The sequence below is a fragment of the Streptomyces sp. NPDC048612 genome (genome assembly GCF_043199295.1).
In the GTDB taxonomy this organism is placed as follows: domain Bacteria; phylum Actinomycetota; class Actinomycetes; order Streptomycetales; family Streptomycetaceae; genus Streptomyces.
Map to the genome: position 1 here is coordinate 632,552 of NZ_JBICVV010000002.1, position 14,987 is coordinate 647,538.

Consider the following 14,987-nt stretch of genomic DNA (forward strand, 5'->3'; position numbering starts at 1 on the left):
GCCCCTTCTCGGATATGGGGAGTCGCCGGACGCCAGTTCAGGGCGGCACATGACGACTCAGGTACCTGCAAACCCCCATGAGTGTCAGCGCCACCGGTACACTGGTAGCAATCCCGCCCACTCGCGGAACATGTCGAACGACGCAGCCGCTCCCGCCTGTCTTCCTGGGGTCACCCGCACAGGCGCGGAAGGGCTTGTGCTGTGCCAGAAAGGGCGCTTCGTGGCCGACTCCGGCGACCTCAACGAGAACAACACGGCTTCTACTGAAGAGGAGGTTCCTGTCGGCCCGACGGGCGACTCCGCGGTGGAGAAGTCGTACGACGCCAGCGCGATCACCGTCCTCGAAGGCCTGGACGCGGTCCGCAAGCGTCCCGGCATGTACATCGGTTCCACCGGTGAGCGCGGTCTGCACCACCTGGTGCAGGAGGTCGTCGACAACTCCGTCGACGAGGCGCTGGCCGGCCACGCCGACACCATCGACGTGACGATCCTGGCCGACGGCGGCGTGCGCGTCGTCGACAACGGCCGCGGTATCCCCGTCGGCATCGTGCCGTCCGAGAACAAGCCTGCCGTCGAGGTCGTGCTGACCGTGCTGCACGCGGGCGGCAAGTTCGGCGGCGGCGGGTACGCGGTCTCCGGTGGTCTGCACGGCGTGGGCGTGTCCGTCGTGAACGCTCTGTCGCAGCGGGTCGCGGTGGAGATCCGCACGGACGGCTTCCGCTGGACCCAGGAGTACAAGCAGGGCGTGCCGACCGCCCCGCTGGCCAAGCACGAGGCCACCGAGGAGTCCGGTACCTCGGTCACCTTCTGGGCCGACGGCGAGATCTTCGAGACCACCACGTACAGCTTCGAGACGCTCTCGCGCCGCTTCCAGGAGATGGCGTTCCTCAACAAGGGCCTGAGCATCTCGCTCAAGGACGAGCGCCCGGACCACGTGGACGAGGACGGCACGCCGCTCTCGGTGCGGTACCACTACGAGGGCGGCATCGTCGACTTCGTGAAGTACCTCAACTCCCGCAAGGGCGAGCTGGTGCACCCGACGGTGGTCTCGGTGGAGGCCGACGACAAGGAGCGGAACCTCTCCGTCGACCTCGCGATGCAGTGGAACACCCAGTACAGCGAGGGTGTCTACAGCTTCGCCAACATCATCCACACCCATGAGGGCGGTACCCACGAGGAGGGCTTCCGCGCCGCGCTGACCGGCCTGATCAACCGCTACGCGCGGGACAAGAAGCTGCTGCGGGAGAAGGACGACAACCTCACGGGTGAGGACATCCGCGAGGGTCTGACGGCGATCATCTCGGTCAAGCTCGCCGAGCCGCAGTTCGAGGGCCAGACCAAGACCAAGCTGGGCAACACCGAGGTCAAGACCTTCGTCCAGAAGGTGGTCCACGAGCACCTCAACGACTGGCTGGACCGCAACCCCAACGAGGCCGCGGACATCATCCGCAAGGGCATCCAGGCGGCCACCGCGCGCGTGGCGGCCCGTAAGGCACGCGATCTGACCCGCCGTAAGGGGCTGCTGGAGACCGCGTCGCTGCCCGGCAAGCTGAGCGACTGCCAGTCCAACGACCCGGCCAAGTGCGAGATCTTCATCGTCGAGGGTGACTCCGCCGGCGGCTCGGCCAAGTCCGGCCGTAATCCCGAGTACCAGGCGATCCTGCCGATCCGAGGCAAGATCCTCAACGTCGAGAAGGCCAGGGTCGACAAGATCCTGCAGAACAACGAGGTCCAGGCGCTGATCTCGGCGTTCGGCACGGGTGTGCACGAGGACTTCGACATCGAGAAGCTCCGCTATCACAAGATCATCCTGATGGCGGACGCCGACGTCGACGGTCAGCACATCAACACCCTGCTGCTCACCTTCCTCTTCCGCTTCATGCGGCCGCTGGTCGAGGCCGGGCACGTCTACCTCTCCCGCCCGCCGCTGTACAAGATCAAGTGGGGCCGGGACGACTTCGAGTACGCCTACTCCGACGCGGAGCGGGACGCGCTGATCGAGCTCGGCAAGCAGAACGGCAAGCGGATCAAGGACGACTCGGTCCAGCGGTTCAAGGGTCTCGGTGAGATGAACGCCGAGGAGCTGCGGGTCACGACCATGGACACCGACCACCGTGTCCTCGGCCAGGTCTCCCTGGACGACGCGGCCCGCGCGGACGACCTGTTCTCCGTGCTGATGGGTGAGGACGTCGAGGCACGTCGCTCGTTCATCCAGCGCAACGCCAAGGACGTCCGCTTCCTCGACATCTGAGCCCTGTCGGCCCGTACAACAGCCGCAGCTCGAAAGGACTTTGAACCACCATGGCCGACGAGAACTCCCCTGTGACCCCGGACGGCGTGACCGCCGAGGGCGCGCCCGCCGCCATCGAAGGCGTCGGGATGCGCGTCGAGCCCGTCGGGCTCGAGACGGAGATGCAGCGCTCCTACCTCGACTACGCGATGTCCGTCATCGTCTCGCGTGCGCTGCCGGACGTCCGGGACGGCCTCAAGCCCGTCCACCGCCGCGTCCTGTACGCGATGTACGACGGCGGTTACCGCCCCGAGAAGGGCTTCTACAAGTGCGCCCGCGTCGTCGGCGACGTCATGGGTACGTACCACCCGCACGGCGACTCCTCCATCTACGACGCCCTGGTCCGCCTGGCCCAGCCCTGGTCGATGCGGATGCCGCTGGTCGACTCCAACGGCAACTTCGGCTCCCCGGGCAACGACCCGGCGGCCGCCATGCGGTACACCGAGTGCAAGATGGCGCCGCTGTCGATGGAGATGCTCCGGGACATCGACGAGGAGACCGTCGACTTCCAGGACAACTACGACGGCCGTAACCAGGAGCCGACGGTCCTGCCGGCCCGCTTCCCCAACCTGCTGATCAACGGCTCGGCCGGTATCGCGGTCGGTATGGCCACCAACATCCCGCCGCACAACCTGCGCGAGGTCGCGGCCGGCGCCCAGTGGGCGCTGGAGCACCCGGAGGCCTCCGCCGAGGAGCTGCTGGACGCGCTGATCGAGCGGATCAAGGGCCCGGACTTCCCCACCGGTGCGCTGGTGGTGGGCCGCAAGGGCATCGAGGAGGCCTACCGCACCGGCCGCGGCTCCATCACGATGCGCGCGGTGGTCGAGGTCGAGGAGATCCAGAACCGCCAGTGCCTGGTGGTCACCGAGCTGCCCTACCAGGTCAACCCGGACAACCTCGCGCAGAAGATCGCCGACCTGGTCAAGGACGGCAGGATCGGCGGCATCGCGGACGTACGCGACGAGACCTCCTCGCGTACGGGCCAGCGCCTGGTCATCGTCCTCAAGCGGGACGCGGTCGCCAAGGTCGTCCTCAACAACCTCTACAAGCACACCGATCTGCAGACCAACTTCGGTGCGAACATGCTCGCCCTGGTGGACGGGGTGCCGCGCACGCTGTCCCTGGACGCGTTCATCCGCAACTGGGTCACCCACCAGATCGAGGTCATCGTCCGCCGGACGAAGTTCCGGCTGCGCAAGGCCGAGGAGCGGGCGCACATCCTGCGCGGTCTGCTCAAGGCACTGGACGCCATCGACGAGGTCATCGCGCTGATCCGGCGCAGTGAGACGGTCGATGTCGCGCGCGAGGGCCTGATGGGCCTGCTGGAGATCGACGAGATCCAGGCGAACGCGATCCTGGAGATGCAGCTGCGCCGGCTGGCCGCCCTGGAGCGCCAGAAGATCACCGCCGAGCACGACGAGCTGCAGCGCAAGATCAACGAGTACAACGCGATCCTGGCCTCCCCGGAGCGGCAGCGCCAGATCATCAGCGAGGAACTCGCCGCGATCGTCGACAAGTTCGGCGACGACCGGCGCTCCAAGCTGGTGCCCTTCGAGGGCGACATGTCCATCGAGGACCTGATCGCCGAGGAGGACATCGTCGTCACGATCACCCGTGGCGGCTATGTGAAGCGGACGAAGACCGACGACTACCGCTCGCAGAAGCGCGGCGGCAAGGGCGTACGGGGCACGAAGCTCAAGGAAGACGACATCGTCGACCACTTCTTCGTCTCCACGACCCACCACTGGCTGCTGTTCTTCACGAACAAGGGCCGGGTCTACCGCGCCAAGGCGTACGAACTCCCGGACGCGGGCCGGGACGCGCGGGGTCAGCATGTGGCCAACCTCCTCGCCTTCCAGCCGGACGAGCAGATCGCGCAGATCCTGGCGATCCGCGACTACGAGGCCATGCCCTATCTGGTGCTCGCCACCAAGGCCGGCCTGGTGAAGAAGACGCCGCTCAAGGACTACGACTCGCCGCGTTCCGGCGGTGTCATCGCGATCAACCTGCGCGAGCAGGAGGACGGCACCGACGACGAGCTGATCGGCGCCGAGATGGTGTCGGAGCACGACGACCTGCTGCTGATCAGCAAGAAGGCCCAGTCGATCCGGTTCACGGCGACGGACGAGGCGCTGCGCCCGATGGGCCGGGCCACGTCCGGTGTGAAGGGCATGAGCTTCCGTGAGGGCGACGAACTGCTCTCGATGAACGTGGTCCGCGCCAACACCTTCGTGTTCACCGCGACGGACGGCGGGTACGCGAAGCGCACCGCGGTCGACGAGTACCGCGTCCAGGGCCGCGGCGGTCTGGGCATCAAGGCCGCCAAGATCGTCGAGGACCGGGGTTCGCTGGTCGGCGCGCTGGTCGTCGAGGAGACGGATGAGATCCTCGCGGTGACGCTCGGGGGTGGCGTGATCCGTACGCGGGTCAACGAGGTCCGCGAGACGGGCCGTGACACCATGGGCGTCCAACTGATCAACCTGGGCAAGCGCGATGCCGTCGTCGGCATCGCATGGAACGCCGAGGCCAGCCGCGAAGCCGAAGAGGTCGACGGGGGCGACGAGCCCGACGGGACCGAGGCGGCGGAGACCGCGGCCGCGGAGACCGAGGGCGAGCAGCCCGCGGAGTAACACGAGGAGTAGATCGTGAGTGGAGCCACGGGCGCTGCGGCGGGTGGATCGGGAGCTGAGAAGGGCTCCTCGTCCGGACCCGCGACCGTGACGGAGGACAGCGCCCGTGGCTCTGCCGTTTCCGGCACCGCCTCCGGGGACGACGAGGGCGCGCAGCAGGGGGGACCCGTGACCGACACCCGACAGCCGCAGCCGGAGCCGCAGGAGAAGGCCGGGAGCGGCGCCCAGAAGCCGTATCAGCCGCCTGAGGCGTATCCCGCCGGCGGCGGGCAGAAGGGCGGGCAGGCGGTGCGCGTGCCCCGTACGGACGCCCGTACGGCCCCGCGGACCCGCAAGGCCCGGCTGCGGGTGGCCCGCGCCGATCCGTGGTCGGTGATGAAGGTCAGCTTCCTGCTCTCCATCGCGCTGGGCATCTGCACGGTCGTGGCCGTCGCGGTGCTGTGGATGGTGATGAACGCGATGGGCGTCTTCTCCACGGTCGGCGGGACGATCAGCGAGGCCACCGGCTCCGGCGACGGTGGCGGCTTCGATCTCCAGGCGTTCCTGTCGCTGCCGCGGGTGCTGCTGTTCACCTCGATCATCGCGGTGATCGACGTGGTGCTGGCGACGGCGCTGGCCACGCTCGGCGCCTTCATCTACAACCTGTCGGCCGGGTTCGTCGGGGGTGTGGAGCTCACCCTCGCCGAGGATGAGTGACCCCTCGGGGGAGGGCGCTCGGGAGGCTCCGTGAACCGATTTTGGGAACGCCTCTGAAGTGCGCTAATCTTCTGGTGCAGCGAGCGCGCGGCTATAGCTCAGACGGTTAGAGCGCTTCCCTGATAAGGAAGAGGCCCCAGGTTCAAGTCCTGGTAGCCGCACTGCACAATCGGCCCGGTCGGGGAACTCCCCGGCCGGGCCGATTCGTTGTACGGAGACGGAAGTTGGCTCGCGACAGGTGCCTCGGAAGAGGTGTTGCCGACCGCGGGCTAGGTAACCGATCGGTATCGGTCGGTGTGTATCATCGGCCGACATAGGTCCCCTACGTCAACGAAAGACGAGGTCGCGCGGTGAAGAAGCTTCTCCTGGTCGCACTGGCCGCCATCGGCGGGCTCCTCGTGTACCGCCAGATCCAGGCGGATCGCGCCGAGCAGGATCTGTGGACGGAGGCGACCGACTCCGTGCCCGCAGGTTCGGGTGTCTGAGACCCCACACGCACAGCAGGTTCGTACGGACCCCGACTGCCTCCCGGTGGTCGGGGTTTCGTGCGTCCGGGGGCGGGTGAGGCGGTCGATGAGACCGGAGCCGGGGATGCTGTGGGAGTGGCTGATTGTCGTTGGGGAGCCGTGACGGTGAGGCCCTAGGGTTTGCTGTAGCACACGATTGACTTGCATGTGCAAATCGCCCTTCTGTGGTGTGACCAGCAGGATGTGAGGCCGGGGGCGACCTCGGGCCTCAGTCGCGTCCTGTCGCAGAGCGGTACCGGTGACCCGGTGGCGGTGACCAGGCCGGGCGGTACTGGCTGGTTGTCGACACGGGGCGGACACCGCACGGTGGTCGATGGAGCTGACGTTTCACGTGGAACGTCCGCCGCCGAAGGGCGTCCCGCCCGCGCAGTCGGAGCCGGAGTGCGGCGCGGGCGGCAAGGGCGCCGAGCTGCCCACCAGCGTCCCCAGGGATGTCACCGGCGGCACCGGCTTCCGTGGTCAGCAGCTGTGTGACGACGCGGAGTTCGCCAACGAGCCGACGGGCAGGGGCTGCAGCGCCGTGATGTCCTCCGGCGGAACCCAGGTCTGGACACCGTTCCGTGCGGCGGTCGGCAGTGTCAGCACGGGGCGCGGACGGTGGCTCCCAGGGCGATTCCCGGGGCTCGGGGGACGGGACGCCGGGTGGCGGTGGAGGATGGTCCACAGGATGTATGGCGGCGGTCGCCGTCGGCGGTGTGGCGTACCGCTGCCGGACGGCCTCGCGGTCGCCTATGGGCGGGCGCGCGGGAAGTCGCCTGCCGACGGCGGGAATTCCGATCCGATGAGGGGTGGCTCGTGGTGACGGGGCGCACGACGTACAGGGGCATAGCCGTGCTGACGGCGCTCGCCGTGGTGCCGGTCCTGCCGGGGACGGTGGGGGTGGCCTCCGCCGACGACGTCCCCCGCTACCGCACGGCGCAGGGCGCCACCGCGATCGAGGGCAGGCGGAGCGCCTCGGACGCACCGCCGCTCAAGCCGGGACTCCACACCGACTCCATCAGGCGCGGCGAGCAGAAGTGGTACGCGGTCAACCTGGATGCCACGACCAGCGCGTACTTCTCGGCCGTCGCGGCGCCCAAGCCCGGCACCAAGGTCAGGGACTACGGGGACAAGCTGACCCTCACCGTGCAGGACAGTGACGGCGCGACCTGTGGCTCTGAGGCCCGGCCGTCCTTCAACGGCGGCGGTATGGCCTACCCGATCGCCGACTACGCGTCCCGCCGCATCGGCGCCGACCGTACGGAGTGCCAGAAGGCCGGCCCGTACTACCTCGTGATCACCCGCGAGGGGCAGGCGACCTCCGGCTCCGATGCCTGGCCGCTGGAGCTCGACTACCTCAACGAGCCCCCGCTGGAGGGCAATCCGCCCGCCAGGCCCGGACAGGGCACCTGGAGTACCGAGACTCCGGCACCGCGTACGGACACCACCAAGCGCAGGGCCAAGGGCGGCACCGGCTTCAACGACGCGGGCTCGGTCGCCACGGGTGTCTGGACGGACCGGATCAGGCCCGGCGAGACCCGCTTCTACCGCGTACCGGTGGACTGGGGACAGCGGCTCAACCTGAGCGCCGAGCTGCCGAACGCGACCTCGACCCGCTCCTCCGCCTTCCTGGCCCGGGTGCTCGGTCTGGGCGTCTACAACCCGGCGCGCGGTGCGGTCGGCGAGCCCCGCTTCGTCTCGTACACCGGAAAACCAGCCGCCGCTAAGCAGTTCACCGCGCCCGTCGACTACGGCAACCGCTTCGGCTCGGCCGGCGCGGTCAGCGCGATGCGGTTCGCGGGCTGGTACTACGTCGAGGTGAGCCTGCACCCCGATGCCGCGCAGTACTTCCGCAAGGGCGCGGAACTGACCCTCCGGGTGGACGTCCGCGGCACCGCCAAGGCCGGACCTGGCTACGCCGCGCCGACGAGCGACTTCTCGGTCACGCCCGGGGACCGGGACGCGGCACGGAAGGGCCAGACCGCGCAGGAGGCGGGGAAGAGCGGCACCCTGCTGACGGTCGCCTACGCCGGGATCAGCACGGGCGTGGTGCTGCTGGTGGGACTGGGCATGTGGACGCTGGTGGCGCGGCGGACGGCGGCACGTGCGGCGGGCGCGCAGGCCGGGGCGGGCGGTCAGGCCTCGCTGCCGGGGCAGTTGGCGGACACCACCCAACAGAGGCCGCAGAACACCCGGTTCGGGCCGCCACAGGGCTGGTAGAGGGGCTCCGAGGGGTGGCGCCCCCCGGCGGCCCCACGGTTCCGTGGCGGGGCGTCAGGCGGCGATCAGCGCCCACACTCCGACCGCGATGCACAGGAGTGCCACGACCAGTACCGGGATCGCGACCTTCGGGGGCGGTCCCGGCTTCCGGTACGGCGCGGGGCGGGCCATGCCCGGGACGGTGGCCGGAGCGCCCGCCGGGGGTTGCCCGGGAACCGGGAGCGGGCCCGCCGTGTAGGGGCGGGTCGCGGGCCCTGCCACAGGGGCGGCGGTCGGCTCGTACGAGGGCGCCGGGGGCGGTGCGGGCGGACCGGCCGGGGCGCCGTGGTGGGTGCCGTGGCCGGTCGGCGTACCGACGTGCCCAGTCGGCGTGCTGCCGTGGCCCGTGAACGTGCCGCTGTGGCCCGTGAAGGTCCCGCTGTGGCCGGTAAAGGCGTCGCCGTGACCCGGGAAAGCGCCGCTGTGACCCGTGGATGCGTCGCTGTGGCCGGTGGGCAGTCCGTGCGGGCCGGTGGGCGTCCCGCCGTGGCCCGTGGTCGCGCCGCCCGGCATCGGGGCGGGCGTGGGCGCCGGTGGCGGCGTCTGCGGGTTGCTCGGCTCCGGCGGGGCGAGCTGGAAGCTGCCGGTGTCCGACATGGAGACCTGACCGGTGGTCCCGCTGCCCGTGGCGGCGCCGGCCGTCGCGGGGCCCGCCGTGTCCCTGGGACGCAGCGGCCCGTCCGGCCCGAAACCGGCCGGCAGTGGCCCTATGTGGTCGAAGACCTCGACGACCTCGTCCTCGATCGTCGACTCCGGCAGCAGCTCGACGGCCGACAGCATCGCCTTGCGTGCCCCGGTGGCCGTCTTGAACCGCGCGTCCGGATCTGGGTGGACCAGGGGCGCCAGCACCTGCCACAGCGGCTCCGGGACATCATCCGGCGCGTTCGGAATGCCGTGTTCGGCGAAGTGCCGGCTGAGCGCCTCGCCGTCCGGCTTGGTGCCGGTGATCAGATAGAGCGCTACCAGGCCGACCGCGAAGAGGTCAGCGGGGAAGTCCGGTTCGGCGCCCAGCAGTTGCTCCGGAGCGAAGTAACCGGGTGTCCCCACCACGTAGTTGGCCTCGGTGAGCCGTGGCTCGCCCTTGCGCATCGCGATGCCGAAGTCGGACAGCCGCAGATGCGGCCGCCCGGTGCCGGTGGCCTCCAGCAGGATGTTCGCCGGCTTGATGTCGCGGTGCACCACCCCCTCCGCGTGCACCGCGGCCAGCCCGGCCAGCAGCTGGTCGAGGAGCAGGCACACGTACCGGGGCGGTAGCGGGCCGTAGTCCCCGATCAGGTGTGCCAGCGAGCCGCCGTTCACCAGGTCCATGGTGAACAGGACCTTGTCGTCGTCAGCGGCCCAGCTCGCCGGGGCCAGCACATGCGGATGGTCGATCCGCAGCGCCTGTTCGCGGACGAAGCGCAACAGGGTGTGCGCGTCGCTCTGCTGCAGCACCTTGGCGGCAACGTAGCGGCGGCGCCGGGCGTCCCAGGCGCGCCAGACGGCGCCCACCCCACCCCGTCCGATCGGGTCGATCAACTCATACCGACCGGCGAAGACCTCACCCATTGCGCCCCGTCCGCCTTCTGAATCCGCGACGTCCCCTGCGGCTAACCCTGGTGCGCCTCGTAATGGGCGACCGCGTCCGCGGTGCGGCCGGCACCGTAGACCCGGAGGAACTCTGCCAGTTCGGGGTGAGCCGGGGCGAGAGTGTTCGCCGCATCGATGATGTCCCCGGCGTCGGCGACCGACCGCAGCAGCGACTGGATCTCACGCACCACGCGCCGCACCGTGGTCGCCCCCGTCGACGAGGTCTGCTGCGCCGTGTTGTTCAGCACCGAACCACCCGCCGTCTTCTTGATCTCCTCCATACGGTCCGTGGCCTCGGCGGCGCTCACACTGCCGTCCGCGACCTGTCCGGCCAGGTCCTGCAGCGCCTGTACTCGCTGCACCACGGCCGGGTTGCCTATCTTTGCGCGCTGCCCGCTCATCAGCTGGGACAGCATCGGGGCTGAAAGGCCGAGCACCGCGGCCAGCCGTGCCTGATTCAGCCCGAGATCGTCGATGAGACGGCGGAACAACGCACCCAGAGGCTCCCCGTACCAACTGCGCTGCAGCTCCCTGGCCCGCGCGGTGGCTTCCTGCTGTGCCGAGTCCATACCCTCTCCCCTGTCTCCCCATCGCTTCGCTGCCGCGAATCTCGCGAAGCATCCTACGGAGAGCGACGGTGTGCGGCGATACCCGGTCGGGAAAGCGTCCGGACACCGGGTACCCTGGTGCGCGAAGGGGCCTTAGCTCAGTTGGTAGAGCGCTGTCTTTGCATGGCAGATGTCAGGGGTTCGACTCCCCTAGGCTCCACTCCTCAAAGCCCTCCCGATCGGCGAAAATCGCTGGTCAGGAGGGCTTTTCAGGTTTCTGACGGGATATCGGGCGCCGCTCGGCACCGTCGGGCCGTACGCGACCGGGCCGGGCCCGACGCCCCCGTAGGGATGACGGGCCCGGCCCGGGAAGCCGGTGGACCGGCTTTAGGCCTTGCCGCCGCGGCGCTCGTCGGCCTCGGCCTGCTTGGCCTCGACATCGGGGTCCAGCGTGGCGCCTTCGCTGCCGTCGACCGCGCTCAGCCGGCCGCGGTCGCTGACCTCGGTGGGCGCCGGCGGCTCGACCAGCCAGTCCGGGTTGGCCTGCTTGTCCCACCACTTCCAGGCGGCGATCGCACCGCCGGCCAGGATGCCCAGCACGGTGAGGCGCTTGGCGAGCTTGCCGCACTTGGCCCGCCGGCTGTGCTTCTTCTGGAGCTTGGCGATCTCGGCGGCCGTCACCTGGCCGCGCAGCGCGGCGAGCGCGGCGGTGCCGCGGGCGAAGGCTTCCTCGCGGACCGGCTCGGCCGCGGCGCGGGCGTGGGTCACCGCGTGCTCCAGCCGCGGTGCCGTGTAGTCGGCCGCCTGGCGGGCCGCCTTACGGGTGCGGCAGGCGGCCCGGGTCGCCGCGGCGTCCACCTTGGGCGGCAGCGTGCCACGGGCGTGCTCGATACGCGGGTGCAGATGCGCGTCGTACTGCGCACGTGCCTGATGCGCGGCCTCGGCCACCTTCGGAGCGGCGCGCGTGCGGGCCTCGTGAGCGAAGTGCGCGGCGGCTTCCTTGGCCGTACCGGCATACGGAGCCACCACCTCCGCGGCGTGCCGCACGCTGTCCTTGGCCGTATCGGTCGCGGCGCGCACGCTTTTCTTGCGGGTCACGGAATCCTCCTCCTCGGTGGCGTGTCCGGGGCTTGGGGGGTGGTCCCCCGTGTCTTCTCTGTCGCCTGTCCACCCGTTTGAAGATCATGCCCGCTCATGCGCCGTACGGCATGTGCGAGCGGGCATCCGGGTCATTGCGGACGTTCCGGAGTCCTGTTGACGACAATGCCACGATTTGCCGCCCCGGGCGCTGGAAATCGGTACGAAAAGCGTGAAGAGGTGCGGGCCGGACGGCGCGCACATGTGGCGACAAGGTCTTCGGCGGGCCGGTCCGTGCGAGGATCAGGAACCGTCAGTGAAGACTTATGGAAGGTAGATCGTGGCTGAGCAGCTCTACGCCACCCTGAAGACCAACCAGGGCGACATCGAGATTCGGCTCCTGCCGAACCATGCACCGAAGACGGTGAAGAACTTCGTCGAGCTCGCCAACGGTGAGCGGGAGTGGACCCACCCGGCCACCGGCAAGAAGTCCACGGACCGGCTGTACGACGGCACCGTCTTCCACCGTGTGATCAGCGGCTTCATGATCCAGGGCGGCGACCCGCTGGGCAACGGCACCGGCGGCCCCGGCTACGAGTTCGGGGACGAGTTCCACCCCGACCTGGCCTTCAACAAGCCGTACCTGCTGGCCATGGCCAACGCCGGCCCGGGCACCAACGGCTCGCAGTTCTTCGTCACCGTCGGGGCGACCGCCTGGCTGACCGGCAAGCACACCATCTTCGGTGAGGTCAGCAACGAGGCGAGCAAGAAGGTCGTCGACGCCATCGCCGCCACTCAGACCAACCCGCGCACCGACCGTCCGCTCCAGGACGTCGTGATCGAGTCGGTGGCCATCGAGACCCGCTGACCCGCGTCATATGCCCCGGCCAGGTCCGGGGAACCATTGCGCCCCGCCCGGTCGTACATCAGGCGGGGCGCGACGCTCGTTCACGGGGCCAAGCCGGGCGGGCAGGCTATGTGCTGACGCGCCGGACGACGAAGAGGACGAGGGACGGATGGACCAGGTGCCAGGCAGCCCGAAGGAGCCGCAGGAAGCGCGGGGTGACGACGGCCTGCCGGGCTGCCACCGCCACCCGGATCGCACCACCGGTATTCGCTGCACCCGTTGTGACCGGCCCATATGCCCCGAGTGCATGGTCAGTGCCTCGGTCGGCTTCCAGTGCCCGGACTGCGTACGCAGCGGTGGTGGCACCGGACATCCGCCGCAGGCCGCCGCACCGCGCACGATCGCGGGTGGCACCATCGCGGCCGATCCGCGGCTGATCACCAAGATCCTGCTGGGCATCAACGCCGCCGTCTTCGTCGCCGTACTGGCGACCGGCGGTGAGCTGAGCCCGCTGGTCAACCGCCTCGACCTGCTCGGGCTCGCCGCCGACCCGAGTAGGTACCAGCTCGTCGGTGTCGCCGAGGGCGAGTGGTACCGCCTGCTGACCGCGATGTTCCTGCACCAGGCCATCGCGCACTTCGCGTTCAACATGCTCTCGCTGTGGTGGCTGGGCCCGCCGCTGGAGGCGGCGCTCGGCCGGCTGCGGTTCATCGCGCTCTATCTGCTGGCCGGCCTGGGCGGCAGCGCCCTGTCGTATCTGCTCGCCGCACAGAACCAGCCCTCACTGGGGGCGTCCGGCGCGATCTTCGGGCTGCTCGGTGCGACGGCGGTGCTGCTGCGGCGGATGAAGTACGACATGAAGCCGGTGCTGATCCTGCTCGGCCTCAACCTGGCCTTCACGTTCCTGTGGCCCAACATCGCCTGGCAGGCCCATGTCGGCGGCCTGGTCGTGGGCGCCGCGGTGGCGTTCGGGATGGTGCACGCGCCGCGTGCCCACCGGACGCTGGTGCACGGCGCGACCTGTGCGGCGATGCTGCTCGCGATCGTCGCGGTGGTGTGGGTACGGACCCTGCAGCTGCTGGGCTGAGAGTCCGTACCGCCACGTTGTCCACAGTGCGTGGCCGATCTTGTGCAAGCTGTGCGGAACTCTCGTTCCGGTCTGCTCCGGCCTGCGTTTCCCCAGTAAGGACAGGGGGAGCCGGAGGCCGGAGGAGGGTGCCGTCGATCACACCGGCGTCAACAGCCGGAGGGTTATCCACAGATCTTCTGAAGTTTTCCCCGGCTGTGGATAACCGTGTGGATGGCCTTGGGCAGGGCTTGCGCTACTTCCACTGGGTGGATACGCCGAAGCCCACCGCGATGAAGCCGAAGCCGCAGACGATGTTCCAGTTGCCCATGGCCCCGATCGGCAGATCGCCCTCGGACACGTAGAACAGCACGATCCATACGAGCCCGATCAGGAACATCGCCAGCATCAGCGGCGCCACCCAACCCCGGCCTGAGCTCATCTTCAGGCTGGTGGTCTTCGCCGGCGGCGGCGTGAAGTCGTCCTTCTTGCGGATCCGTGACTTCGGCACGAGGAACTCTCCTGTCGATGCGCTGCTCCCCCGCTCGTGGCTTCGTTCGAGCGGGCAGTGCCCCCATCCGCGGGGGAGGTACGAGGTGTGCGCCAGGGCGCGGACGCGGTGGGGAGCGGATTCCTTTCCCGGGCGTCCGTTAGCGTAGTGCTTCCGTGGCGCCGTAAGGAGTAAGGGTACGTTGAGCAATTCCGCTGACTCCCCCGACCGCCCCGCTCGTTCCCGCCTGCGGCCTGTGCGCCTCCTCACCCTGGTCGTCTTCGCGCTCGCCGGGCTGCTGTTCTGGCTGAGCTTCGACACCGCACGGGGTACGAATCTGCGCTCGGACGACTCGATGCTCCGGCTGTCCGACCTCATTCAGGAACGCAGCCACAAAAACGGCGCCCAAGACGACCGTAACGCCACTCTGCGGGAAGAGGTCGACGCGCTCGCACAGCGCGACAACGGCAGCTCCCGGGCCGAAGAGGCCAAGCTCAAGTCACTGGAGAAAAACGCCGGCACCAAGGCGCTGAAGGGCCAGGGCGTCACGGTCACGCTCACCGACGCCCCGCCGAACGCCACCGCCAAGATCCCCGGACTGCCCGAGCCGCAGCCCAACGACCTGGTCATCCACCAGCAGGATCTGCAGGCCGTGGTGAACGCCCTGTGGAAGGGCGGCGCCAAGGGCATCAAGGTCATGGACCAGCGGCTGATCTCCACCAGCGCGGTGCGCTGCGTCGGCAACACCCTGATCCTCCAGGGCCGGGTCTACTCCCCGCCGTACAAGGTCACCGCCGTCGGCAACCGTGAGGCGCTCACCACCGCGCTGACCGCGTCCCCCGCCATCCAGAACTATCTCCAGTACGTGAACGCCTACGGCCTGGGCTGGAAAGTCGACCAGCACGAGGCGGTGACTCTTCCCGGCTACTCCGGCACAGTGGATCTCCACTACGCACAGCCTGTGAAGCCGTAGCCCGCACGCCGCGGGCACCGGGGAGGGGCGGGGCCG

At 69.3% G+C, this 14,987-nt stretch carries 12 protein-coding genes and 2 tRNA genes; 10 read left to right on the forward strand and 4 right to left on the reverse strand.

The window, feature by feature from the left end; translation table 11 throughout:
- Positions 1–196 precede the first annotated feature (196 nt).
- From gyrB to ACGFN2_RS06155, 6 genes are all read left to right on the forward strand, one after another.
- Positions 197–2,251 (forward strand): DNA topoisomerase (ATP-hydrolyzing) subunit B, encoded by a 2,055-nt coding sequence (gene gyrB / locus ACGFN2_RS06130; protein ID WP_362600866.1) that lies wholly within the window; start codon positions 197–199, stop codon positions 2,249–2,251.
- Between the two features lie 50 nt (positions 2,252–2,301).
- Entirely contained in the window at positions 2,302–4,920 is a 2,619-nt protein-coding gene (gene gyrA / locus ACGFN2_RS06135) for a DNA gyrase subunit A (protein WP_393357875.1), read from the forward strand.
- Positions 4,921–4,935: 15 nt separating this feature from the next.
- Entirely contained in the window at positions 4,936–5,616 is a 681-nt protein-coding gene (locus ACGFN2_RS06140; protein WP_393357877.1) for a DUF3566 domain-containing protein, read from the forward strand.
- Positions 5,617–5,703: 87 nt separating this feature from the next.
- Positions 5,704–5,777: transfer RNA gene (locus tag ACGFN2_RS06145), tRNA-Ile, on the forward strand.
- 189 nt (positions 5,778–5,966) lie between these two features.
- Entirely contained in the window at positions 5,967–6,101 is a 135-nt protein-coding gene (locus ACGFN2_RS06150; protein ID WP_003958712.1) for a DLW-39 family protein, read from the forward strand.
- Positions 6,102–6,938: 837 nt separating this feature from the next.
- Positions 6,939–8,342, forward strand: coding sequence for a hypothetical protein (locus ACGFN2_RS06155; protein WP_393357879.1), 1,404 nt, complete (start codon positions 6,939–6,941; stop codon positions 8,340–8,342).
- 54 nt (positions 8,343–8,396) lie between these two features.
- Here the strand turns inward: ACGFN2_RS06155 and ACGFN2_RS06160 are convergent, their stop codons facing one another.
- Positions 8,397–9,929 carry a serine/threonine-protein kinase gene (locus ACGFN2_RS06160; protein WP_393357881.1) on the reverse strand — a complete coding sequence of 511 codons (1,533 nt, stop codon included), beginning with the start codon at positions 9,927–9,929 and terminating at the stop codon, positions 8,397–8,399.
- 41 nt (positions 9,930–9,970) lie between these two features.
- Positions 9,971–10,519, reverse strand: a complete 549-nt coding sequence (locus tag ACGFN2_RS06165) for a DNA-binding protein (protein ID WP_362600428.1) — start codon at positions 10,517–10,519, stop codon at positions 9,971–9,973.
- A gap of 126 nt (positions 10,520–10,645) precedes the next feature.
- On the opposite strand from ACGFN2_RS06165, the gene ACGFN2_RS06170 reads away from it, so the two are divergent.
- Positions 10,646–10,718, forward strand: a tRNA-Ala gene (locus tag ACGFN2_RS06170).
- 167 nt (positions 10,719–10,885) lie between these two features.
- Here the strand turns inward: ACGFN2_RS06170 and ACGFN2_RS06175 are convergent.
- Entirely contained in the window at positions 10,886–11,596 is a 711-nt protein-coding gene (locus ACGFN2_RS06175) for a DUF5324 family protein (RefSeq protein WP_362600431.1), read from the reverse strand.
- 319 nt (positions 11,597–11,915) lie between these two features.
- Here ACGFN2_RS06175 and ACGFN2_RS06180 point away from each other — a divergent pair, with 319 nt between their 5' ends.
- Entirely contained in the window at positions 11,916–12,443 is a 528-nt protein-coding gene (locus tag ACGFN2_RS06180; protein WP_362600434.1) for a peptidylprolyl isomerase, read from the forward strand.
- Between the two features lie 148 nt (positions 12,444–12,591).
- The gene (locus ACGFN2_RS06185; RefSeq protein ID WP_393357884.1) at positions 12,592–13,509 is read left to right on the forward strand and encodes a rhomboid family intramembrane serine protease; all 918 of its coding nucleotides are present in this window, start codon (positions 12,592–12,594) and stop codon (positions 13,507–13,509) included.
- A 235-nt stretch (positions 13,510–13,744) separates the two neighbouring features.
- Here ACGFN2_RS06185 and crgA read toward each other — a convergent pair whose 3' ends face one another.
- Entirely contained in the window at positions 13,745–13,999 is a 255-nt protein-coding gene (gene crgA / locus ACGFN2_RS06190) for a cell division protein CrgA (protein ID WP_362600440.1), read from the reverse strand.
- 181 nt (positions 14,000–14,180) lie between these two features.
- Between crgA and ACGFN2_RS06195 the strand changes: the two genes are divergently transcribed.
- Positions 14,181–14,951: a DUF881 domain-containing protein gene (locus ACGFN2_RS06195; protein WP_362600443.1), complete on the forward strand. Its 771-nt coding sequence runs from the start codon at positions 14,181–14,183 to the stop codon at positions 14,949–14,951.
- The last annotated feature ends 36 nt before the right edge of the window (positions 14,952–14,987 follow it).